The organism is bacterium (genome assembly GCA_037128595.1).
In the GTDB taxonomy this organism is placed as follows: domain Bacteria; phylum Verrucomicrobiota; class Kiritimatiellia; order CAIKKV01; family CAITUY01; genus JAABPW01.
Genome location: JBAXWB010000046.1, coordinates 1 through 21,987 on the forward strand (window position 1 = coordinate 1; position 21,987 = coordinate 21,987).

Sequence of the window (21,987 nt, forward strand, 5' to 3'; positions counted from 1 at the left end):
TTCATCTTTTTGATAAACGGGAAGTGCAGGAGGGGCAAGAGAGAATCGGGGACAAGGTTAGGGGCTTAAATGATAAGAGCGGCATCTGTGATTTGCCTACCTGATGCCGCCCGTTCTCTGGGAAACTCTTTCTCACTTATTTTCTGTCTCCCATTAACCAAATTATACCGCTATCAGGGAGTGCCGTCCATTTACCGCCGATAATGTATTTGTTTCTTATGGGGGCAGGGAGAGGGGGGGTGAAGGGGTAATGACATTCAAGGCAATGGGGGATACAAACGTTTTATATCAGATTCAATGTGGTGCAGTAGGGATTTGGTTATTTCCCGTAACGCCGCCGCAGAGCAATTGCAGCCAAGCCGACCCCAACCAAGGCAAGAGATGACGGTTCGGGAACTACTGTTAGAGGACCAGATCCTATGGAGTTGATGGTTGCATTTGCAGTATAGGTAAACGGGCCTGCTCCAATGGTCGTTGGCGTAGTATCTATGATCCATGCTTGTGTTGCAGCGGTTAGGACTGAGTTATTGAACAGCACCGAATATACTCTCGCCCCTGAAATGGAATTGGCCGGTGTTGCCGACCAGTTAAAAGAACCATTTACGGTGGTTTGAAAGGATGCCCCCAGCAGCACATCATCACTTGCATTGGCTGATGCTCCCTGTGGAATATCCGATGAATTAAAGGAAGTAATCGATCCTAGCACCGTATTCCCGCCGACATCTCGGTACATTTCGACAAGCCAGCCTGAAGTAACAGAGGGAATCGGTGTTGCTAATGAGCCATTATAAGACCATGAAATTTGGGCAATGGCAAAAGCCGATATCGGAGTGAAGTAGATCGCCAACATCATCATACAGCAAACAAACCACTTGAATGACTTCATTTTGAGGCTCCTCTGATTATTTGGCTTAAACTTTAGTTCTCTGGCGTTCTGACGAAGATTTACTTGTTAGGGATAATGGACCTTATGGGATTGTTGTCAATTATAGAAACAATAGAGGATGGAAATAGTCGGGGATATTTTTTAAGGGGGCGGCACATTCAATAACCTTCACCAAGCAGTCCCATCCGATAGAGATGCCTTTTACAATCGATTAAAAAAGGGCGGTGGTGAAGACTCCTCGCCAATTAATTTCCAATATCAGGAAGATACTTTCCGGGCGATTCTCCGGGCGATTTGAGGAAAATTATGGGCGGCTAATGCAAATAGATAATGTAAAGCGTTATATAGCAATGCTTTGCGAATGGAAGAAATTGTGTGATTTTCCCAGGGCTTTTGACATGGTAGGGGTCGTAGGTTCGAGTCCTATATCGCCTACCACCGTTCTATCCAATGATATCAGTGGTCTCGTGGTATTCCCTGCTTTTCACTCATCATCTCAGTTTTCACAGGCGACAGGTCAGGCGACAGGTTTTTGCCCGTTTCTGCATCTGACCCAGCTGAGACTGCCTCTATTTTCACCATTTTGGACATGGCATCCCTTAGTTTTTGCTCAATGATCCCCGTGGCCTTTTTGTGAGCCTCATCATTGCAACCGATGTATCTCGCGGTGGTCTGGAGCTTCGTATGCCCCATCAGTTGACTAATGACAGACTGATTAACCCCTGCCGCCCCCAAGGCTGTGCCGAAACAGTGACGAAGACTATATGGCGGGGCTTCCCTGACCCCCGCCCTTTTGCATAACCTACGGAACCGCTGTCTGTATGTTCTGGCTATGTAGGGCTCCCCATCATCATTCAGAAAGATATACGGGGACTTGGGGTGCGATTGGATGCAACGATTCCAGATATCCTGGGCATCCTCGACAAGGGGGACGGATCTGGGCTTTGGGGAGCTGGAGTGCCTGGCGGTCTTGTGCTTCTCAATCATCAGATAAAATCCACCATCAGAACCCGGATGAAGATGCTCTTTCCGTAGCCCCCTGACTTCCTGAGGTCGCAGTCCTGTCATGATCCCAAAACGAATCATCGCACTGAAGTCAGCGGGAGCCTTGGTAAGCAGGGTTGCCAAATCTTCCTGGGTAAGGGTTTTGGTCTGTGGTGGCTCAAAACGGATCTCCGGGAATTTCCTGACAGGCATATCACAGATTCCATTATCCTCCCCCCAGTGAAACATCGTCCTGATATGCCGCAAAGCCTCACTGGCAGGGTTTTTCATATTGGGATTCTTTCTAATTTCACTGGAACGGAATCCGTCAAAGTCAGGCAGCCCAATCTGTGAAACCATACGAGTGCCAATATAATCAAGAAATCTGAGGACATAATGTTGTCTCATCTCAAATGTTCCTAAAGTCCTGTTGTTCTTGACCCATTCCAGATGTTTCACGGCCAACTCCTCAATCCTGACGTCTGTCTTGCCGTTGGAGAGGAGGGTTTGAGTGGTTTCCTGTTCAGCAAACGAGACCTCCCCCCTGGCAATCCTTCGCTCCAGATCCTGCAGATCCTGTTCAGCCTGGCGGCGACTGGTTCCAAAGGGGAAGTATTTAACAATCCCACCGCGCTGGATACGGGTATACCAGTGCCCACCCTTTGGATGCTTGATCAGGCTATGTTTGCAGGTCGCCATAGGGTGCCTCAACCAGCCTTTCTAAGAAGTGGCGAATTGGCGATAGATTGGGGAAGGGGGGTCATACTGGCTTTATTGACCTCGACCTCCCTCACCTTGCCATAGTGGTTGAGGAGAAAAGCCTCCAGATCCCCCTCCAGTAGCAGATATTTCCCGTCAATCATCACCACGGCAATCAGACCCTTCTTAATAAGTTCCCTCAACTTGGTCTCCCCCAGCCCCAACATCTTTGCCGCCTGTGGAACCGAATACTTCTTTTCAAAGAGAAGCTGACGGCTTGGTTGCTGGAGGTGATCTGATACCGCTGGGGAATCCACATTATCAAGCGATGATTGGCGGCCAGTCCCTTGGGAGGGGCTGGGCCTGCAATTGTGTGTAATTCCAGATGACATGGACAATTATACAGTAAACCTTCTGTGGAAATGTCTTGGAAGTGAATTATTTTGAAATAAGTCTGAACTCGTTGGAATGAAGGGGATTAGCAGTGAACAGTGACGAGATTTGATGGGGCTAAGTCGAGTTTTGCACTCCTTGACATAGTGCAAACCACCTGATAGTGAACAACTTATGATTAATTCAGAGTTGTTGGTCTATGGGGAATGGTGTATAATCAAAAAAGTTGAGCCAAGATCGAGTATGACGATCTTTGATGGGGATCAAAGGTGATTTCCAAGTTGATTCGGTAGCATAGCTCACGGGAGCGCTGGCAGGAAACCGCCAGAGGTTGCAGTTCGATTCTGCAGGCCGCCACCAGAGTAGGGAGTGTTTTAGTTCAAGTCGCTGACTTGGCTGCTTCCTGCCTTGGTGGCGGCTTATTTTTTAATCCTCCACCAAAAAACAGGGGTGGGGGATCGTATGGATAATAAAATAAGTAAGGTAGAGTTGGATGAGGCGGTGGCGAGTATCAATGACCTTGACCAGAGGATGATGGAGCATCGTTACGGGATTGGAGGGAAAATCCAGAGGCTTGTTGACCAATGCGGTGGGAGTATATATGGACAAGGGGTCATAGAGTCCCTGTCAGAGCATCCGGATATGCGGGTGTCAACCCAATCGCTATACAATTACTGGGCGCTCTACCGGCTCAAGATGCCTGATGGTGAATTTTGGGGAAGTATCAGCGAGTTGGAGCTCAATGATTCGCACCTTTATGGCTTGGGGAGCCTCATTAGCCTGAAATTGCCAAAACTCTCTGATACCCACCGCGAGCTGGTAATCAAAAAGGAGTTGGTCAAGATTGCCAAGATCGCACATAGCAGAAAGCAATCTGCCGCTTACCTCCGTCAGCATATCGTTATGATGAAGACGGCCATTGAGGAGTTCTATCCCCAAGAAAATGGATGTGCAAGCGGATAGATTCCGCATTGAACCACAGCGGGGGCTGATAGCCAACCAACCCAAACCCATTGAAGAACCTGGAGATGGCAAAACCTCGATCTCTAGTAAAGGGGTAGGGAATAGAATGGACTCGCCGCATGTTTCCCGCTACAATTTAAAAAATTCGACAGCGATAATGAGTTCAAAAACATGAGGCACTGGTGGAGCTTAAATGCAGAAAATGCCGCTCGTTTTCTGAGCTCTGCCTCAACTCATGGTATTTCGGGGATCGCGTAAATGTCTTACCTGATGAGCGCTGCCAAGTGAGAAAGGGATGAATTGATGATTCTTAATGAAGAGTCCTATAGCCGGATTTTGGACGATCTCCATGAAGGGTTATATATCGTCGATAGGAATCGAGTCGTCCTTTACTGGAATAAAGCGGCAGAGAAGATTACCGGGTTTTCTGCGAATGAAGTCATCGGGCGATCCTGTTCCGACTCTATCCTTACGCATGTGGATGGAAATGGGCGCAGTCTTTGTATGGGACAATGTCCTCTGGCATTCACGATGACTGATGGACAGGCGCGGGAGGCTGAAATCTATCTGCATCATAGAGATGGACATAGGGTGCCGGTTTTTGTCCGTAGCAGTCCATTGAAAACCCCTGAGGGAACGATTATGGGGGGTGCCGAATTGTTTACCGATATCAGTAGTGCGGATGCCATTGAATTGAGACTCAAGGAGCTGGAGGAAATGGCTTTGTTGGATGGCCTTACCCATTTAGCCAACAGGCGTTACATGGAGAGGGAGCTCGCGACACGCTTTGCAGAGCATGGACGGATGGGCATTCTCTTTGGCATTTTATTCATGGATATTGATCATTTTAAAAAGTTCAACGATACCTACGGGCACGATGTTGGGGATAAAGTCATCAAGTATGTCGCAGACACCCTGACCAAGAATTCGCGACCCTTCGACTTGGTAGGTCGCTGGGGAGGAGAAGAGTTTGTCGCCATCATCCGGAATGTGAGCTCGAGGCAACTTGAACAACTTGGGGAGCGGATGAGAGTGCTGGTTGAGAACTCGTACTTGTCGGTTGGCGGCAATAGGCTCAGTGTTACTATTTCAATAGGGGCGACGCTTATCGGTGATAATGACACCGCGGAGACAGTGGTCAAACGAGCCGACACCCTCCTTTATGAGAGCAAGCGACAGGGGAGAAACCGGCTGACTCTGGGGTGAAATGGGGGCTCCAAACTGGGGCTATGAATAATGGTATATGTTCTCTAAATCCCCGCGCCGTCTGAAAGGAGGTCGGATATTTTTTCGAACAGGAATTCCGCATCAGGCCCATCTGCATGGATTTCAAGTTTGGTGCCTTTGGTGGCGTCCAGGGTGAGCAGCTGCATGATGGAGCAGGCGTTGGCATGTTTGCACCCATGGCATGAAAGAGACAACTGGCATTCATGCGTTTTCGCCAGCTTGACGATTTCGCCCGCCACCCTCAGGTGAAGGCCATTTTTAGCATTAACAATGATCTCTCTTGTTTTCATAATCCTGCTCGGTTCTGATAATTACTAGAGTATCATGATAGTTAAAGTGGGGTAAATAAAATTATGATAATTTTACGACCAAAGTATTGACAATCAAAAGATGATACATTACATTCTCTATAGATCGTGTAGAGAAGCTGAAGTAAAGCAAACATTTTAACACAAGGAGACGTATGAGCAAGGTATATGGTGATAATTCCCAGTCCATCGGCAACACACCGTTGGTCAAACTCAATCAAGTGACGAAGGGTGCAAAGGCTACCGTATTGGCCAAAATCGAGGGACGTAATCCGGCCTATTCGGTCAAGTGCCGTATTGGTGCGGCCATGATCTGGGACGCTGAGAAGCGCGGGGTCTTGAAGCCCGGCATTGAAATCGTCGAACCCACCAGTGGTAATACCGGCATCGCCCTGGCTTATGTGGCGGCGGCCCGTGGCTACAAGCTGACTCTGACGATGCCTGAGACCATGAGCATTGAACGGCGGCGTGTGCTGGCCGCCTTCGGGGCGAATCTGGTTTTGACGCCCGGGAGTGAAGGCATGAAAGGGGCCATCAAGCGGGCGGAGGAGATTGCAGCCTCGGATCCGGCCAAGTACTTCCTGCCGCAGCAGTTCAAGAACCCGGCGAATCCGGCCATTCACGAGACCACGACCGGTCCGGAAATCTGGAATGATACCGATGGCGCCATTGACGTGCTGGTGGCGGGTGTGGGGACAGGGGGAACCATCAGTGGGGTGTCCCGCTACATCAAGAACACCAAGGGGAAGAAGATTATTTCCGTTGCGGTGGAACCCAAGGAAAGCCCGGTCATCACCCAGAAGTTGACGGGTCAGGAATTGAAGCCCGGGCCTCACAAAATCCAGGGCATTGGCGCAGGTTTCATTCCCGACACACTGGATCTTTCCGTGGTGGACCGCGTGGAGCAGGTCGACAGCGCTGAGGCCGTGGCCTTTGCCCGCCGTCTGGCGAAAGAGGAGGGGTTGCTGGTCGGGATTTCCTGCGGCGCCGCTGCTGCGGTTGCCGTACGCCTGGCCCAGTTGGATGAGTTCGCCGGCAAGACGATCGTCGTGGTGTTGCCTGATGCGGGCGAGCGCTATCTCTCGACCGTGCTCTTTGAAGGAATTGGCTGAGAAAAAGGGGACAGGGTTCAGGGAAAATGGATTTAATCGCCTTGCCTGAACCCTGAACCCCGACCCCTCAACACTTCCCAATGCAACGGATTATCCCATCTTCCTCATCGACCCAGGCGCTGGAGCAGGCCTTGCGGAATGTGCCGTTTTATGAGCGGTGGAGACACTATGACCCTGGCGCTGGTCACCCCATCGAAAAACGTTACGAGGCCTTGCCTCATTTGACGAAACGGGATATCCGCGCGCATATGCCCAAGGGGTTTATTCCCCGCGACCGGGATTTCAGGGCCGGTGTCGAAGCGGGTGAAGTGGAGCTGGTCACCACCAGTGGCACTACGGAAGACCGTTCCTCGATTGTCTGGTATCAGCCCTGGTGGGATGCCTCCGAGAAGGCGGCTTCTTTTTTATATACCGGCCTGGATCAGGTCATTACCGGTCAGCAGCGTGAGGCCGTGCTGACCACTCCTTTATGTGCCGGAACCGTTTGCCATATCGGGGATCTTTCGATGGCGGATCGCACATTGGGCCGGTTGCTGTTTTTAAACCAGCAAGCGGATCCTTGTCGCTGGCTGCCGCGTGATATGGATCGGATGATCCGGGAACTGGCCCAGTTCCAACCGGACCTGCTGGAGGCGGATCCGGCGTATCTGGCCATTCTGTGCCGCTATGCCCTGGAGCAGGGGCGGCCCCTCTTCCAGCCGCAGTTTATTACCCTGACCTACGAATTCCCCTCCCGGCTCCATTACCGGCAGATGCGCCGGGCCTTTCCCCGCACCCCGATCCTGAGTTCCTATGGGTCGACCGAAACCGGCCATATCCTGACCGAATGCGAGCATGGCCGCTTCCATCAGAACACGGGGTTCTGTCATCTCGATTTCCAACCCTTGAAGGCCTCTCATGGGGATCCGCTCGCTGGCCGGATTCTGGTGACCACCCTGGGGAATCCCTGGGTCAGCCTGCTCCGTTTTGATGTGGGCGATCTCGTCCGGCTTGAACCTGAGGCCTGTCCCTGTGGCCGCTCCGGAGGCTTGACCGTCTCGCGGATCCTGGGCCGGGTGCGCGACCTGACGTTTACCACAGCAGGTCGTGCCGTGTCGGTGGAGGAGCTTGACCGGACGGTGGGGGAAACGGATACGCTGGTGACCTATCAGGCCGAGCAGATCGGCCCGCTCGACATTATTTTCCATTATGTTGCTGCGGCCAACCAGACTCCGCCCTTGCTGACGATCCAGGCAGGGCTCCGGTCACTCTACGGGGCGGGCATATCGGTCAGCATGCGGCCGGAGGCCTCCATTCCGACCGAGCCATCCGGGAAATTTCGCCTTGCTCGAACCGTGGGAACGTGGGAGCCTGAAGACCTGTTTATGACAGGAGAGTAGGCCCGATGAACTCAGCCCGAATTGACCCGTTGGCATGGACCCGAGGTGATTTTCCCCTTCTCAAACGGCGTGTGGATGGCCAGCCGATCACCCATCTGGATAGTGCCTCAACTGCGCCCAAGCCCCAATGCGTCATCGACGCAGTGACCCGGTTTTATGAGGAACATACGGCCAACGTCCATCGCGGGGTCCATGGCCTTTCGGAAGAAGCCACCGAACTTTTTGAACGAACCCGCCATGAAGTGGCCTCGTTCCTGAATGCCTCGCCGGATGAGATCATTTTCACGCGCAATACCACGGACGGCATCAATCTGGTGGCGCACGGACTCGGCTTGACCCCGGCGGATGAGGTGATTCTTCCGGCGTCCGAGCATCACTCCAATTTCATGCCCTGGCGTGTGGCGGCCAGGGTCCTCCCCGTAGGCCTCGACGCCGAAGGGGTCCCCCTTTATGACGAAATCGATTCGCTCCTGTCCGGCCGGACGCGACTGGTGTCACTCGCCCAGGTCTCAAATACGCTGGGTGTGCTGGCGCCGGTAGAGGAGTGGATCGCCAAGGCCCATGCCCGGAATGTGCCCGCACTCATTGACGCCTCCCAGAGTGCCAGCCATGTGCCCATTGACGTCAAGGCGCTGGACTGCGACTTCCTGGTCACCTCCGGACATAAACTGCTTGGCCCCTCCGGGGTTGGGATTTTGTATGGGAAGCGGGAGCGGCTGGAGGCGCTGTCCTTGTATCAAACGGGGGGCGGGATGGTGAAACTCCATAGCGATGAGACGTTTGTCCCGCACGACCTTCCCTTCCGTTTCGAGGCGGGCACACCCAATATTGAGGGCGTGATCGGGCTGGGTGCGGCGGTCGCCTATCTCCGGACGATCGGTATGACGGCGGTTCATGAACACTCGCGGGAACTGGGGGGCCATCTGGTGGAGGGGCTGTCGGCCCTTCCCGGGGTACGCGTTCTGGCCGGAACGGTCCCCCTGTCTCAGCGGGTGGGGCTGGCCAGTTTCATCGTGGATGCGGCGGGGTTCAGTGCCGATACGGTGGCCCGTCAGCTGTATGACCGGCACCAGATCCTGGTCAGCGGCGGCTATCATTGCGCCCACATCCTGCATCATCGCCTGCACTCGGAAGGAACCGTGCGGGCCTCGACCCATGTCTTCAATACCCATGCGGACATCGACCGCCTGATCGCGGGGCTCAAGGATGTTTTGGATATCTGACCATGAACGGGCTTAAGCCAGTCTATTTGCTTTCGGGGGATTCCTACCATCACCGGAAATCCCGCGACCCCCTGATCCGCGAAATGCTGGCGGAAACCGGCAAACTCCGCCCGCAGGTTGCCTATATCGGGACCGCCAGCGGCGATGACCGCGTTTTTTTCAATGTGATCAAAACGCTTTTTGAACGGACGGGGGCCGGCCGGATTGATCTCGTTCCCCTGGCGGCGCCGGATGCGGATCTGGCTGGTGCCCGCGCCTTGTTGGAGTCTGCCGATGTGATTTTCATCAGTGAGGGCGATGTGGAACTGGGGATGCGGCTCATCCGTGAGCGGAACATGGCGGACCTGATCAGGGCCCGGTTCCGGGCCGGAGCCGTTCTGGCGGGGTTCTCGGCAGGCAGCATCCTGCTGTCCCGGCAATGGGTCCATTGGAGTGATCCGGATGATGACTCCACCGCAGGGGCCTTTGACTGCATCGGGATTGTCCCGCTGGTATGCGATATGCACGACGAGGCGGATGGGTGGGAGGAATTGAAAATGCTCCTGCGCTTGCGTCAGGTGGACGGGGAAATCGGCTATGGCATTCCTACCTCCATGGGGCTACGCATCCATCCCGATCACCGGATTGAAGCGATTGGCGGGATCGTGCACCGCTACACGTTTCGCGATGGACGGGTGGACAACATTGGTGATATCAATCCCGCTTTCTTTGTCCATCAATCGGAATACGAGTACCAGATATGACAACAACTCCGGATAATAAGAGGGATTGGGTCGCTTTGAGCCACCGGGTGCTGGCGGGAGAGGGGATCCGGCGCGAAGAGGCGTTGGCGATTCTGAGGTCGGATGAGAATGAGCTGCTGAACCTGTTGCATGCGGCGTTCCTGCTGCGGCAGCGTTATTTCAACCGGAAGGTCAGTTTGCATGTGATCCGCAACGCCAAGAGCGGGGGGTGCAGTGAGGATTGCGCGTATTGCAGTCAGTCCAGCATCAGCACCGGCGACATTCCCTGTTACCCGCTCCAGAGTGAGGAAGAATTGCTGGAGGGGGCGAAGCAAGCCATGGAGATGGGCGCCATCCGGTATTGTATCGTCATTAGTGGCCGCTCTCCGGTACGGGAGGATCTCGAACGGATCATGCGGGCGGTGCGGCGGATCAAACGCGAGTATCCGCTTTCCATTTGCGTGTCGCTGGGGATCCTGAACGATGCGCAGGCGGCGGAGCTCAAGGCGGCGGGGGTGGACCGGTACAACCACAACCTGGAATCCTCGGAACGGTTTTTCCCCACCATCTGCACGACCCATTCCTATGCCGAGCGCAAAGCCACGGCGGCCCGCGTGAAAGCGGCGGGGCTGGAGCTTTGCAGTGGCGGCCTGATGGGCATGGGGGAAACCCTGGAAGACCGGGTGGATCTGGCGCTGGCCATGCGCGAGGTGAAGGCGGATTCCATTCCCCTGAACTTTTTGGATCCGCGCCCGGGAACCGGCCTCATGAACCGGCCCAGGATTGCCGCAGGGGATGTCCTGCGCACGCTGGCCATGTTCCGGTTTGTTCATCCCGACCGGGAGATCCGGATTGCGGGCGGGCGGGAAGCCTGCCTGGGTCCCCTACAGGTGCTGGCCCTCTATCCGGCCAACTCGATGTTCACTTCCGGCTATCTGACCACTCCGGGCCAAGGCTATCAGGCCGACAAACGGATGCTGGAGATGGCTGGTTTCGATGTGGTCGAAATCACGGACGCGTAAAAAAACTTCTTATGCCGATCACCAGCGAGCGCACCAACCATTTCACCGAATCCGTTATCCGGCGTATGACCCGGGTAGCGAATGAATATCAGGCGATCAACCTGTCCCAGGGCTTTCCGGATTTCGATCCGCCCGAGGCGCTGCTGAAGGCGGCCGAACGCGCCGGCCGCCACGGGCCGCATCAATATGCCGTCACGTGGGGCGCACCGAAATTCCGGCAGGCGCTCGCCTGCAAGCAGTCGCGCTTCATGGGGTTGGCGCTCGATCCCGACGCGCACTTCGTTGTCACCTGCGGGAGCACCGAGGCAATGATGGCGGCGATGATGACCGCCTGCAATCCGGGCGATAAGGTCATCGTCTTCTCGCCTTTTTACGAGAACTATGTCGCGGATATGATCCTGACCGGCGCCGAACCGATCTATGTGGCGTTGCGTCCACCGGATTTCGCCTTTGATCCCGACGAACTGCGTCGGGCCTTTGAGCTGAAACCCAAGGCGCTGATTCTGTGCAACCCCTCCAACCCTTCAGGGAAGGTGTTCACGCGTGCCGAGTTGCTTTTCATCGCGGAATTAGCCGAGAAACACGATGTTTTCGTCATTACCGATGAAGTGTACGAACACATTCTCTACGCGCCGCACGAGCATGTCTATTTTGCATCGTTACCCGGCATGTTCGACCGGACGATCTCCTGCAGTTCGCTGTCCAAGACGTATTCGATCACCGGCTGGCGGCTTGGCTACGTGATCGCGCCGGCGGCCGTGATTGACTCGGTGCGCAAGGTTCATGACTTTCTCACGGTGGGGGCGGCGGCTCCGTTACAGGAAGCGGCAGTGGCGGGGTTGGAGCTGCCGGACAGCTATTACCGGGACCTTCAGGCGATCTATACCGGAAAGCGCGACCTGTTCCTGAAGTACCTGGATCAGGCTGGCCTGGTTTATACCCGGCCGCAGGGGGCTTATTACGTGATGGTGGATATATCCGGGTTCGGCTGGGACGACGATACGGCATTTTGCGAATGGCTCGCGCGGGAGGTCGGGGTCGCGGCGGTGCCGGGCTCGAGTTTTTTCCGCGAGCCGGTCAGACACCTGATCCGGTTCCACTTCGCCAAACAGCCCGGCACGTTGCACGCCGCAGGAGAGCGCCTGCTCACCCTGCGGGCGAAAGCCAGACTGGCCCGTGGCTCACGGGCCAGCTCTTGAGTTTAGAACGCCAGGGCCAGGCGCTGTAGTAGCCGCCGTGTCGGCGGCACTTTTCGCGCATTACCGGCGGGGACGCCGGTTACTACAAGTCCTTCGGTCAATTCGTATACCCCCTCATGAGTGACCCATTGCAAAAACTTTAAAATTTGATTTACAAAAGGTCACTACTGTGTAATTATTAAGTTAGTCGATTGATTAACAAGAGTATCGATTCATAATATCGGTAGTGTATGAGATATATAACATCAAAGGTTGCGGAGAGCAGAACAGGGGCTATGAATAGGGCCGATGGTTGTTGCTGTTGTAAATCTCCGGAGAGGTGGGCTATGCGATATTGTTGAAGGTAATTAACAACGTTCGTCAGCATAAGCCCGCAACCGGAATCAGGTAGGCGGGATTTTTTTTGGATCTGTAGAAGAAAATAATAAAACAAATTAAGAGAATATTAAGGAAGCAAATGAATAAGCAGAGTTTGATTGAAACGGGTAAGCGGAGTTTGGTGGCGGGAGTGATCGGGTTGTCGTTGGCGATCTCGGCGCAGGCCGGGGTGCCGCTGAACGGGTTGCAGGGGAACGGGGGTGTGGCGTTCAATCCCCTGGCGTATCCCTCAGGACAGAACAAAGATGAGAAATCAGATAGTCCTCTGAGCAAGCCTCAGTTTGGCGCCTGGTATGTCAACCTGAGCGATGTGAATGTGGACTGGACCGCGATCGGGGTGTCCGAGACGATCTATGATCGGCTTGAATTATCCTATGGCTATGAAGTAGTGGCGCCCAAGGGGGAGAACATCAAGAAGTCGAATATCGGCGCCAAACTGCTGGTGGTTCCAGAGAATGCGGGCGGCAAGGCTTACATCCCTGCCATCGCGGTCGGTTCCATCCGGAAGTCAACGGATAATGTCGCGGAAGGTTCCGATGACAGTGCTTTTGATTACTACGGGGTGGCTACCAAGCTGATCACGCAGTTGCCGGTGCCCGTGCTGATCTCAGGCGGATTGCTCTCTACTAAAGAGCAGGTGACCGGCGTGTTTGGTTACAACAAGAACAGCGATCTTACCTTCTTCGGGAATATCGATGTGATCCCGTTGTCATTCCTGGCGGTGGGCTTTGAGTACAAGCAAGGCGCGGAATTTGACACGTTCAAGAATGCGAATTACTGGGATGCGCATCTCGCCTATTTCGCCAACAAGAACCTGACCCTGGTGGGGGCCTATGTGAATGCGGGTGACGAGAAGTCTACTACCACGACCGGGTTGGGTGATGGACTGGTTCTGAGCGCGCAGTACGCATTTTAATTTAAAATCAAAAAAAGAAAGAGAGCGCAAAATGGCTACGAAGGGTATTAGTACTTTGGCATTACATGCGGGGCAGCAGGCGGATCCGACCACCGGATCACGCGCGGTCCCGATTTATCAGACAACCTCCTATGTGTTCAAGAGCTCGGATCATGCGGCGAATTTGTTCGCCCTGAAGGAGTTCGGCAACATCTACACGCGGCTCATGAATCCAACGACGGATGTGTTTGAGCAGCGGATCGCCGCGCTGGAAGGCGGGACCGGCGCCTTGGGCGTGGCGTCAGGGCAGTCCGCGATCTCCTACGCCTTGCTGGCGATTACGCAGCTGGGCGACGAGATTGTGGCGGCGAATAACCTGTATGGCGGATCCTATCAGCTGTTCAACCATACGTTCCCGAAGCTGGGACGTACGGTGAAGTTTGTGGACTCGCGGAACCCGGAGGCGTTCAAGCGGGCGATTACCAGCAAGACCCGTGCGATCTATGCGGAGACGATCGGCAATCCCAAACTGGATGTGCCGGACTTTGAAGCGCTCGCCAAGATCGCCCACGAAGCAGGGATTCCGCTGGTGGTGGATAACACGGTAGGGATCGGCCTGGTTCGCCCGATTGATCATGGGGTGGACATTGTGGTTAATTCCGCGACGAAATATATCGGTGGGCATGGCACCAGTATTGGGGGCGTGATCGTGGACTCGGGTAAGTTCAAGTGGAACAACGGGAAGTTCCCGGAATTCACAGAGCCGGATCCGAGCTATCACGGACTGGTTTACTGGGACGCGTTAAGCAACGTGCCGGGGCTCGGCAACGTGGCCTTTATTCTCAAGGTTCGGGTGACGTTGCTGCGTGACCTGGGGGCCGCCTTGAGTCCCTTCAACGCCCACCAGTTCCTGCTGGGTCTTGAAACGCTGCCGCTGCGTCAGCAGAAGCACTCGTCCAATGCCCTGGAGATCGCCCGGTGGTTGAAGCAGCACCCGTTGGTGAGCTGGGTCACTTACCCAGGCCTGGAAGACGATCCCAGTTACAAGCTGGCCTCGAAGTACCTGAAGAAGGGCTATGGCGGGCTGGTGGGTTTCGGCATCAAGGGGGGCCTGGAGGCAGGGAAGACGTTCATCAACTCGGCAAAGCTGTTGTCCCACGTGGCCAACATTGGGGATGCCAAGAGTCTGGTGATCCATCCGGCCTCGACCACGCATCAGCAACTGACCCCCGAACAGCAGCAGCAGACCGGGGTGACGGCGGACTACATCCGCCTTTCCATCGGGTTGGAGGATGTGGAAGACATCAAGGAGGATATCGAACAGGCGCTGAAGAAAACGGTTTCCTGAGGGAGGCCGCAGGGGAGGGGGCCACCGTAAGGCCGCCCTCTCCCCCTTTTTTTCGCCCGGGAGGATTGGCTATGAGCGATTTAACAGCACCACCCACCGAACGGCCTGACTGGAAGGCGATTGTCAACTTCATCCCCGCGGGCACACGGGTGCTGGATTTGGGGTGTGGAGACGGGCAGTTTTTATCCCTGCTACTGGCCCAGAAAGATGCGCATGGGAAAGGGGTCGAGAAGGACGAGGAGAAGGTCCGGTACTGCCGGGCCCGCGGGCTCTCGGTCGAACGCGGTGACATTGAGGAAGGGCTGTCTGATTTTGCAGATCGGAGCTTCGAATTTGTGATCCTGAACCAGGTTTTGGATAAACCGCAACTCCCGATTTCTGTGTTGAAAGAGATGCTGCGCGTGGCCCGCTTTGGGATTGTCTCATTCCGGGAAGCGGGATATTTGATTTCGTTCAGGTCCGTCCTCTCCCGGTTGGGCTACTATGTGGACCGGAGTATCTTTCTCAAAGGCTCGCGGCAGGTGTATTTCTGGCCGAAACGGAGAGCGCAAACCGCCATTTATGTGATTGGGGGGCATGGCACCCATGCGTAGGCGGCAGCGGATCCTGTTTGTTTGCACTGGGAATTCCTGTCGGAGTCAGATAGCCGAAGCCTGGGCGAACCGGTTGCACGGCCACTCCATTGAGGCGAGGTCCGCAGGGATTGTGAGCAGTGGCATGGATCCCCAGACGGTCGGGGTGATGGCTGAGGTCGGGGTGGATATCGCGGGCAACCGGTCAAAGCCGGTTAGCACGATGGGAATGGAGACCTTCGACTATGTGATCACACTGAGCGATTGCGCTCGGGAGCAATTGCCTCCCGTCCTGGGTTCAACCCGGTTGTTTCATGCTGGATTCGAGGCGCCCTCCAAATCCTCACTCAACGTCTCGCCGCCCAGCGAGGTGGAAACGTACCGGCGCGTGCGCGATGAGATCAGGGTCTTTGTTGAATCACTATCCCTCTAACCTGTTCCCTGATTTAACGTACATGTCTTGCAGGACACTAGCGGTTCAGGGGGAGCCAGCGGAGAACTTTCTGGATCTGGGCGTCCCAGTATCCCCACTCATGATTGCCCGGGCCTTCTTCATAGGTCAGGTCGAAATTGAGGGAGGTCAGGTGTGCCTTGAATTTCAGGTTATCCTGATACAGGAAATCCTCCGTGCCGCAGCACTGGAAGAGCTTGGGTTTGGCGGCATTCAATTTGGCCAGTTCCCGGGAAAGGTAGTAGAGGTCATTGGTGGAGCCATAAATCGGCGGCTCGCCAAAGGTGCTGTGGTGTTCGAGCTTGCGTTCCGGCATGACGGTGGACAATTCCTGGGGGTCAAGGGCCCCGGACAGGCTGGCCGCAGCGCAGAACTTCTCCGGCCTGGCCAGCGCCAGTTTGAAGGCCCCGTAGCCGCCCATGGAGAGGCCCGCCGCGAAGGTGTCCTCCCGTTTATCGGATATCGGGAAGAACGATTCCACGATCGCCGGGAGTTCTTCGCTGATAAAGGTCCAATAGTTCATGCCGCACGACATGTTGGTGTAGTAACTCCGGGCGACGGCCGGCATGACCACGGCGAGACCCAAATCCGAGACGTAACGCTCGATGGAGGTGCGCCGCAGCCAGATGGTGTGATCATCCGACATTCCGTGCAGGAGATAGAGGACGGGATGTTTTTTAGTCCCCGCCTTGCCGGTCAGGCCGATCTGGTTTTTGGTATTCTGGGGGAGAATGACGGTCATCGACGAGCAGAGCCCGAGAGTGTCGGAAAAGAAATCACATTGAATCAGTGCCATGGTACAGGATCCTTTTAAAGTCAGGTGAATGAGAAGAAGGCGGTGGCGTCCAGGACATTAATGCCTTTTTGACGGAGGATCTCGATGGCGCGGTCGGCCTCCACGATCCGGGCGATCAGGATGGCATTGCTGCCGCGTTTCAGCGTGAAGGCATACATATACTCGATGTTCACGGCATTGGGCTCCAGGAGGGCTAGAACACCGGCCATGCCGCCGGGGTGGTCGGGAATCTCGATGGCGAGGACCTCGCTGACATTGACGACGCAGCCGGTCTGCTCAAGGACGGCTTTGGCCTTTTCCCAGTCCTTGACGATCAGTCGCAGGATGCCGAACTGTTCGGTGTCGGCGAGGCAGAGGGTGAGGATGTTGATACCGGCCTCGGCGAGGGCCTTGCAGGGCTGGCTCAGGCGGCCGGGTTTGTTTTCAAGAAATACCGAAAGTTGTTTCAGCTTCATAACGCCATCCCTTCTTTCCGTTGATCAATCACGCGCTTGGCCTTGCCCTGGCTACGGGCAATGGTTTGCGGCTCCACAAGCCGGACCTGCGCCCGAAGCCCGACCACATGCTCGATGGCATGGGAGAATTTCTTCTGGAGTTGCTCCAGGGCGCTGACCCGGTCCCGGAACATCTCGGCGGTCACTTCGACCTGCACCTCGATCTGGTCAAGGCCTTCCTTGCGGCTCAGGACAATCTGGTAATGCGGGAGGGATTTTTCCACCTTCAGCAGCGCGGCTTCAATCTGCGACGGGAAGACATTCACGCCGCGGATAATGATCATGTCATCGCTGCGATGGCTGATCCGGCGGATCCGGCGGATGGTCCGGCCGCAGGCACACCGTTCAGGAATGATGGACGTCATGTCATGGGTCCGGTAGCGGATCATGGGAATCGCCTGCTTGCTGAGCGTGGTCAGCACCAGTTCCCCCTCTTCGCCATCTGGCAGGACCTGCCCCGTTTTCGGGTCGACAATTTCCATGAGGAAATGATCCTCAAAGACATGGAGGCCGGTCTGCTGGGAGCATTCGGTGGCCACGCCCGGGCCGATGATCTCGGACAAGCCGTAGATGTCGTAGGCCTTGATGTGGGCCCGTTCCTCGATATGGGCGCGCATGCCGTCCGTCCAGGGTTCCGCCCCGAACACGCCGGCCTTGAGTTTCAACTCCTTGAAGCCCGTGCCGGTGGCCTCAATCGCTTCGATGAGGTGCAGGAAATAGCTGGGGGTCGAGCAGATCGCGGTAACGCCGAAGTCCTGCATGACCATGATCTGCCGTTCGGTGTTGCCGCCGGAGATGGGGATGACGGTCGCGCCCAGGGCTTCGGCCCCGTAATGGGCGCCCAGTCCACCGGTAAAGAGGCCATAGCCGAAGGCGTTCTGGATCACATCGTTTTCGCTCAGACCGGCGGCACAGAAGGTCCGGGCCATGACGCTGGACCAGACCTTCATGTCATCGCGGGTATAGCCCACCACAATCGGCTTGCCGGTGGTGCCGCTGGAGGCGTGCAGGCGGACGACCTCCTTCATGGGCCGGGCAAACAGTCCGTACGGATAGGTATCCCTCAGGTCTGTTTTTTGCGTGAACGGCAACTTGGCGGCATCGGCCAGGGTTTTGATGTGTTCCGGCTTGAGCCCGAGCTCATCCATCCGCCGGCGGGTCAGGGGCACGTGGTCGTAGGAGTCCTGCACCACGGTCTGGAGCCGGTGGAGCTGGATGCGCTGCAACTCGTCGGGGCAAAGGAAATCCGCATAGCTGTCGGGGTGGATGGGACTGTTGCTCATGGGGCTCCTTATCAGGCAAGTTGACGGCCAACTTCAAATGACGCCAGGTTGATGGCGCGCAGTTTTTCGGGAAACGTGTCGCAGATCGTTTTCTGCCAGGCCTCGACGGGGAGGTCCAGATGCCGGCTCAGGGTGCCAAGCATGGCGATGTTCAGGCTTTTGCGGTTGGGCAGGGTCACCTCGTCGAACGACTGGGCATTGATCAGGATCCCATTGGGACGTAATGAGGCCCGATGGCTTTCAAGTTCTTCCGGTGCCAGGATCAGGAGAAAGTCAGCTTCGGCGCTGGGAATCATCGGGCTGAGGACTTTCTGTCCGAACCGGATATCGCTGGTGACCGAACCACCCCGCTGGCTCATGCCGTGGACCTCGGCTTTTTTGACGTCATACCCGGCGCGGAACAGCACCTCTGCAAGCACCTGCGCGCTCTTGAGGATGCCCATCCCTCCGAGCCCGGCGATCCGGATGTTAGTTGTTTTTGAGTGAAGGTTCATAGGGAGTAGTGCCTTAGCGATCTTTGCTTGCTTCTGTTCAAAATCTTTTTCCTGGGGGCGGTTAGGCCGGGTTGATTTTCACGGGTTGTTCGTAGGACCGGATACGACCTGCGGCGAGGAGGCAGGGCTGGCGGCCGACGATGACCGTTAATTCATTGGTCTTCAGCGCCTTGACCAGGGTCTCCTCAAGTTCCGCGATCTGCCGCACCGGGTCCAGCACGAAAACATTCTTGATTCCCATGGCCCGTACAACCTCCTCGATCATGATTCGTGTGGTGGGGGTATGATCCAGCCGGCGGCCGGTGGCGGGATGTTCCTGCTGGCCGGTCATGGCGGTGGTCAGGTTGTCCAACACGATCAGCACATGGCCGGTGGGGGGCGGATTGAAGACCATCTCCGCGACGCCGGTCAGGCCGCTGTGCATAAAGGTACTGTCGCCGATGACGCTGACCACCCGGCGCGCCTCCGCTTCAGGCAGCACATGCCGCAGGCCCAGCCCGATGCCGATACTGGCCCCCATGCAGATCTGGGAGTCCATGGCCGACAGCGGAGGAAGGGCGGCCAGCGTGTAGCAACCGATATCACCTGAGACGATGCAATCATGCTTCTTGAGCACCTCAAAGACGTACCCGTGCGGGCAAGAGTTGCAGAGGCGGGGCGGACGTGCTTTCGGAGGCGGCGGTTCAGGCGTGGCATCCCCCTTGAGGATGCGCCGCACCCGGTCCACCGTCAGTTCGCCCATGCGGTAAAGTTCCGGGTTCCAGGGCACATCGCCGCCGGCGGCCCGGATCTGTTCAACCAGAACAGGATCGTTTTCCTCAATGACAAACCGCTGGGTCTTGTCCTTCAGGAAATCAAGAATCAACTTGAAGGGCAGGGGATAGGTCATGCCCAGCTTGAGAACGGCCGCATCCGGACAGGCTTCGCGGGCATGGACGCTGGCGACGCCGGCGGAGACAATACCGATACCGGAGGTGCCGGGTAGAAGCACATTGGGCCCCTCGGTTTCACACCAAGCCTGGATTTCCGCGAGTTTGACGCGCAGGGCCTTGTGTTTGATGCGGGCGTGGCCCGGGATCATGACCCGGCCGGGGATATCACGCACGAAATGCGGGGGGGCGGGCGTTTCAATGGAGTCCGAAGGCTGGACAATGCCGGTGGTGTGCGACACCCGCGTGGTCATGCGGAGAATCACCGGGGTTTTCCAGCGGGCCGAGAGGGTGAAGGCCAACCGGATAAAGTCGTAAGACTCCTGTGAATCGGCGGGCTCAATGACCGGAACGCCGGCGGCGATTCCATAGCGGCGCGTGTCCTGTTCGTCCTGGCTGGAGGCCAGGCCGGGGTCGTCGGCCACCACGAATACCAGGGCGCCCTGCACGCCACTGTAGGCGGCGGTGAAGAGGACGTCGGAGGCGACGTTCAGGCCGACGTGCTTCATGGTCACCATGGCGCGGGCGCCGGCGAAGGCGACGCCCAGCGCGACCTCGGCCGCCACTTTTTCATTGGGGGCCCACTCGGCCTGTCCGCCAATGGCATCATAATTTTCAAGAATTTCCGTTGAGGGGGTGCCGGGATACCCGGTTCCCCGGGCGCAGCCGGCATGGAGCGCGCCCAAGGCGACGGCCTCATTACCGCTGAGAAGATGTCGTTCAGCCATAGTTGTAACCTTTTAAAAGACCGGCGAAGCATCTCAAAACTCTCAAATCCGGTCACGCACAAAAGCGACATCGTTGCGGTTCCCCAGCGGCGAACGTGCGCGCCGCATGGATCGACGGCTGGTTCGGATCTGTTTCCGCGTCCCTGTCCATGACGATCGGAAATCCAGAAATCCAGGGACAGGTTAATAGTAAACTAATTATTTACACTTAAACTAATACAGTATAGATATATGCGTAGTTAGGGGTGGTAAGCCCTAGGAGAAGAATATGCGTACAGCCAGAATCGTTGAGGTGGGGGCGGCCTATTATCATGTGATTTCGCGGGTAGTCGGGCGTGCCTTTGTGTTCCATGATGATGCCGAGCGGGAGCGGTTCAGGAAGATCCTGCGGGCTGTAGAAGGCTATTCTGGTGTTCAGATTGTAACCTTCGCCATTCTTTCCAACCACTATCATGCCTTGTTGTATGTTCCTGAACGGCAGATTGTTGAGGATGGTGAGTTTGGGCGGCGACTGTCGTTCCTCTACGACAAGACGGTGGTGGAGAATCTCCTGACGCATATCGCTGGATTACGGCAGGGTGGGCACCATGAGGCGGCCGAGCTGGTGAAAGCGCCATATGTGCGGCGGATGTATGACCTGGCGGAATTCATGAAGGCACTCAAACAGCGGGTAAGTATATCGTATAACCGACGCCATGCCCGCGTGGGGACATTGTGGGAGGAGCGGTATAAGAGCGTATTGGTGGATGATTCCCCTGGCGGGTTGAGTGCGGTGGCGGCCTATATTGACTTGAATCCTGTGCGGGCAGGGATGGTGACGGATCCCAAAGATTATCGCTTTACTGGCTATGGGGAGGCGATGGGCGGCTCGAAGCTGGCGCAGGCAGGTCTTGGCGTGGCGCTTGGAGAACCTGGTATTTGGAGTGAGGTGGCCGGGCGGTACCGCCAATTACTTTATGTAAAAGGAGAAACTCGAGGCGTGACGGCAGCCGGGAATCCGATGCGGCTAGGCTTTAGCATCGACACGGTCGAGCAGGTTATGGTGGTGAAGGGGAAATTACCGATGAATGAGTTGCTTCGCTGCCGGGTTCGCTACTTTACGGATGGCGTGATTTTTGGAAGTCGGGCCTTTGTGGAGGATGCGTTTCGGCGGCACCGTGAACATTTCAGCGCCAAGCGGGAAGAGGGTGCGCGGGCGATGAAGGGTGGAGACTGGGGCGATTTAGTCACAGCCCGGAAGTTGCGGGTGAATGTGATGGGCGATCCCGCACCTGCCTAAAGGCTTTTTCTTGAGAATGGCCAGTGTGAGCCGAGGCCGGTGCAATGCCGGAGTGGTCGGGTATTGTTTGCAGTTGGGGAATAGGGGCTACTTTTGCGGCATGCAAGGCTAATCGTATATGACTGTTCGGGTAAAGGGGCATAGCTGACCTGAAACTGGTCCCCGAAATTAGGATGTCATGTTTCAAAAACAACAATAATGAGATGGTAATTCGGCGCTCACC

22 protein-coding genes are annotated in these 21,987 nt (G+C 56.0%); 13 read left to right on the forward strand and 9 right to left on the reverse strand.

What is annotated here, in order from left to right:
• Positions 1–319 precede the first annotated feature (319 nt).
• The 3 genes from WCS52_18500 to WCS52_18510 all read right to left on the reverse strand — a co-directional run bounded on the left by WCS52_18500 (position 320) and on the right by WCS52_18510 (position 2,961).
• Complete coding sequence (locus tag WCS52_18500) at positions 320–886, reverse strand: PEP-CTERM sorting domain-containing protein (GenBank protein MEI6169177.1); 567 nt, start codon at positions 884–886, stop codon at positions 320–322.
• Positions 887–1,342: 456 nt separating this feature from the next.
• Complete coding sequence (locus WCS52_18505) at positions 1,343–2,329, reverse strand: site-specific integrase (GenBank protein ID MEI6169178.1); 987 nt, start codon at positions 2,327–2,329, stop codon at positions 1,343–1,345.
• Positions 2,330–2,577: 248 nt separating this feature from the next.
• Positions 2,578–2,961 (reverse strand): helix-turn-helix domain-containing protein, encoded by a 384-nt coding sequence (locus tag WCS52_18510; protein MEI6169179.1) that lies wholly within the window; start codon positions 2,959–2,961, stop codon positions 2,578–2,580.
• Positions 2,962–3,424: 463 nt separating this feature from the next.
• Between WCS52_18510 and WCS52_18515 the strand changes: the two genes are divergently transcribed.
• On the forward strand, positions 3,425–3,925 hold the full coding sequence (locus WCS52_18515; protein MEI6169180.1) for a hypothetical protein: 501 nt from the start codon (positions 3,425–3,427) through the stop codon (positions 3,923–3,925).
• Between the two features lie 303 nt (positions 3,926–4,228).
• Complete coding sequence (locus tag WCS52_18520) at positions 4,229–5,131, forward strand: sensor domain-containing diguanylate cyclase (protein ID MEI6169181.1); 903 nt, start codon at positions 4,229–4,231, stop codon at positions 5,129–5,131.
• 44 nt (positions 5,132–5,175) lie between these two features.
• Here WCS52_18520 and WCS52_18525 read toward each other — a convergent pair whose 3' ends face one another.
• Complete coding sequence (locus tag WCS52_18525; protein MEI6169182.1) at positions 5,176–5,442, reverse strand: HPr family phosphocarrier protein; 267 nt, start codon at positions 5,440–5,442, stop codon at positions 5,176–5,178.
• Positions 5,443–5,615: 173 nt separating this feature from the next.
• Here WCS52_18525 and cysK point away from each other — a divergent pair, with 173 nt between their 5' ends.
• The 10 genes from cysK (at position 5,616) to WCS52_18575 (ending at position 15,743) form a co-directional block, all read left to right on the forward strand.
• Positions 5,616–6,572, forward strand: a complete 957-nt coding sequence (cysK, locus tag WCS52_18530; protein MEI6169183.1) for a cysteine synthase A — start codon at positions 5,616–5,618, stop codon at positions 6,570–6,572.
• An 80-nt stretch (positions 6,573–6,652) separates the two neighbouring features.
• Complete coding sequence (locus tag WCS52_18535) at positions 6,653–7,951, forward strand: hypothetical protein (GenBank protein ID MEI6169184.1); 1,299 nt, start codon at positions 6,653–6,655, stop codon at positions 7,949–7,951.
• 5 nt (positions 7,952–7,956) lie between these two features.
• A complete protein-coding gene (locus WCS52_18540; GenBank protein MEI6169185.1) occupies positions 7,957–9,174 on the forward strand; it encodes a cysteine desulfurase in 1,218 nt (405 codons plus the stop codon).
• A gap of 2 nt (positions 9,175–9,176) precedes the next feature.
• Positions 9,177–9,917 (forward strand): Type 1 glutamine amidotransferase-like domain-containing protein, encoded by a 741-nt coding sequence (locus WCS52_18545; protein ID MEI6169186.1) that lies wholly within the window; start codon positions 9,177–9,179, stop codon positions 9,915–9,917.
• Positions 9,914–10,918: a biotin synthase BioB gene (gene bioB, locus WCS52_18550; protein MEI6169187.1), complete on the forward strand. Its 1,005-nt coding sequence runs from the start codon at positions 9,914–9,916 to the stop codon at positions 10,916–10,918. The genes WCS52_18545 and bioB overlap by 4 nt, the downstream gene beginning before the upstream one ends.
• Positions 10,919–10,929: 11 nt before the next feature.
• On the forward strand, positions 10,930–12,117 hold the full coding sequence (locus WCS52_18555; protein MEI6169188.1) for an aminotransferase class I/II-fold pyridoxal phosphate-dependent enzyme: 1,188 nt from the start codon (positions 10,930–10,932) through the stop codon (positions 12,115–12,117).
• 457 nt (positions 12,118–12,574) lie between these two features.
• Positions 12,575–13,411, forward strand: a complete 837-nt coding sequence (locus WCS52_18560; protein MEI6169189.1) for a DUF3034 family protein — start codon at positions 12,575–12,577, stop codon at positions 13,409–13,411.
• Between the two features lie 31 nt (positions 13,412–13,442).
• Positions 13,443–14,738 carry an O-acetylhomoserine aminocarboxypropyltransferase/cysteine synthase family protein gene (locus tag WCS52_18565; protein MEI6169190.1) on the forward strand — a complete coding sequence of 432 codons (1,296 nt, stop codon included), beginning with the start codon at positions 13,443–13,445 and terminating at the stop codon, positions 14,736–14,738.
• A 71-nt stretch (positions 14,739–14,809) separates the two neighbouring features.
• Complete coding sequence (locus WCS52_18570) at positions 14,810–15,331, forward strand: methionine biosynthesis protein MetW (protein ID MEI6169191.1); 522 nt, start codon at positions 14,810–14,812, stop codon at positions 15,329–15,331.
• Positions 15,324–15,743 (forward strand): arsenate reductase ArsC, encoded by a 420-nt coding sequence (locus WCS52_18575; protein ID MEI6169192.1) that lies wholly within the window; start codon positions 15,324–15,326, stop codon positions 15,741–15,743. The genes WCS52_18570 and WCS52_18575 overlap by 8 nt, the downstream gene beginning before the upstream one ends.
• A 37-nt stretch (positions 15,744–15,780) precedes the next feature.
• Here WCS52_18575 and WCS52_18580 read toward each other — a convergent pair whose 3' ends face one another.
• The 5 genes from WCS52_18580 to WCS52_18600 form a co-directional block, all read right to left on the reverse strand.
• Positions 15,781–16,557, reverse strand: coding sequence for an alpha/beta hydrolase family protein (locus tag WCS52_18580; GenBank protein ID MEI6169193.1), 777 nt, complete (start codon positions 16,555–16,557; stop codon positions 15,781–15,783).
• A 20-nt stretch (positions 16,558–16,577) separates the two neighbouring features.
• Entirely contained in the window at positions 16,578–17,012 is a 435-nt protein-coding gene (locus tag WCS52_18585; protein MEI6169194.1) for an ACT domain-containing protein, read from the reverse strand.
• Positions 17,009–18,334 (reverse strand): phenylacetate--CoA ligase, encoded by a 1,326-nt coding sequence (locus tag WCS52_18590; protein MEI6169195.1) that lies wholly within the window; start codon positions 18,332–18,334, stop codon positions 17,009–17,011. The genes WCS52_18585 and WCS52_18590 overlap by 4 nt, the downstream gene beginning before the upstream one ends.
• An 11-nt stretch (positions 18,335–18,345) precedes the next feature.
• A complete protein-coding gene (locus tag WCS52_18595) occupies positions 18,346–18,828 on the reverse strand; it encodes a 2-oxoacid:acceptor oxidoreductase family protein (protein ID MEI6169196.1) in 483 nt (160 codons plus the stop codon).
• 61 nt (positions 18,829–18,889) lie between these two features.
• Positions 18,890–20,485, reverse strand: a complete 1,596-nt coding sequence (locus WCS52_18600) for a thiamine pyrophosphate-dependent enzyme (protein MEI6169197.1) — start codon at positions 20,483–20,485, stop codon at positions 18,890–18,892.
• Positions 20,486–20,753: 268 nt separating this feature from the next.
• On the opposite strand from WCS52_18600, the gene WCS52_18605 reads away from it, so the two are divergent.
• The gene (locus tag WCS52_18605) at positions 20,754–21,764 is read left to right on the forward strand and encodes a transposase (GenBank protein MEI6169198.1); all 1,011 of its coding nucleotides are present in this window, start codon (positions 20,754–20,756) and stop codon (positions 21,762–21,764) included.
• Positions 21,765–21,987: the final 223 nt, after the last annotated feature.

Excerpts from the sequence above, each read along its gene's own strand:
- WCS52_18500 (MEI6169177.1), bottom strand. The coding sequence starts at position 886 with ATGAAGTCATTCAAGTGGTTTGTTTGCTGTATGATGATGTTGGCGATC.
- WCS52_18510 (MEI6169179.1), bottom strand. The coding sequence starts at position 2,961 with ATGTCATCTGGAATTACACACAATTGCAGGCCCAGCCCCTCCCAAGGG.
- WCS52_18515 (MEI6169180.1), top strand. The coding sequence starts at position 3,425 with ATGGATAATAAAATAAGTAAGGTAGAGTTGGATGAGGCGGTGGCGAGT.
- WCS52_18520 (MEI6169181.1), top strand. The coding sequence starts at position 4,229 with ATGATTCTTAATGAAGAGTCCTATAGCCGGATTTTGGACGATCTCCAT.
- WCS52_18525 (MEI6169182.1), bottom strand. The coding sequence starts at position 5,442 with ATGAAAACAAGAGAGATCATTGTTAATGCTAAAAATGGCCTTCACCTG.
- cysK (MEI6169183.1), top strand. The coding sequence starts at position 5,616 with ATGAGCAAGGTATATGGTGATAATTCCCAGTCCATCGGCAACACACCG.
- WCS52_18535 (MEI6169184.1), top strand. The coding sequence starts at position 6,653 with ATGCAACGGATTATCCCATCTTCCTCATCGACCCAGGCGCTGGAGCAG.
- WCS52_18540 (MEI6169185.1), top strand. The coding sequence starts at position 7,957 with ATGAACTCAGCCCGAATTGACCCGTTGGCATGGACCCGAGGTGATTTT.
- WCS52_18545 (MEI6169186.1), top strand. The coding sequence starts at position 9,177 with ATGAACGGGCTTAAGCCAGTCTATTTGCTTTCGGGGGATTCCTACCAT.
- bioB (MEI6169187.1), top strand. The coding sequence starts at position 9,914 with ATGACAACAACTCCGGATAATAAGAGGGATTGGGTCGCTTTGAGCCAC.
- WCS52_18555 (MEI6169188.1), top strand. The coding sequence starts at position 10,930 with ATGCCGATCACCAGCGAGCGCACCAACCATTTCACCGAATCCGTTATC.
- WCS52_18560 (MEI6169189.1), top strand. The coding sequence starts at position 12,575 with ATGAATAAGCAGAGTTTGATTGAAACGGGTAAGCGGAGTTTGGTGGCG.
- WCS52_18565 (MEI6169190.1), top strand. The coding sequence starts at position 13,443 with ATGGCTACGAAGGGTATTAGTACTTTGGCATTACATGCGGGGCAGCAG.
- WCS52_18570 (MEI6169191.1), top strand. The coding sequence starts at position 14,810 with ATGAGCGATTTAACAGCACCACCCACCGAACGGCCTGACTGGAAGGCG.
- WCS52_18575 (MEI6169192.1), top strand. The coding sequence starts at position 15,324 with ATGCGTAGGCGGCAGCGGATCCTGTTTGTTTGCACTGGGAATTCCTGT.
- WCS52_18580 (MEI6169193.1), bottom strand. The coding sequence starts at position 16,557 with ATGGCACTGATTCAATGTGATTTCTTTTCCGACACTCTCGGGCTCTGC.
- WCS52_18585 (MEI6169194.1), bottom strand. The coding sequence starts at position 17,012 with ATGAAGCTGAAACAACTTTCGGTATTTCTTGAAAACAAACCCGGCCGC.
- WCS52_18590 (MEI6169195.1), bottom strand. The coding sequence starts at position 18,334 with ATGAGCAACAGTCCCATCCACCCCGACAGCTATGCGGATTTCCTTTGC.
- WCS52_18595 (MEI6169196.1), bottom strand. The coding sequence starts at position 18,828 with ATGAACCTTCACTCAAAAACAACTAACATCCGGATCGCCGGGCTCGGA.
- WCS52_18600 (MEI6169197.1), bottom strand. The coding sequence starts at position 20,485 with ATGGCTGAACGACATCTTCTCAGCGGTAATGAGGCCGTCGCCTTGGGC.
- WCS52_18605 (MEI6169198.1), top strand. The coding sequence starts at position 20,754 with ATGCGTACAGCCAGAATCGTTGAGGTGGGGGCGGCCTATTATCATGTG.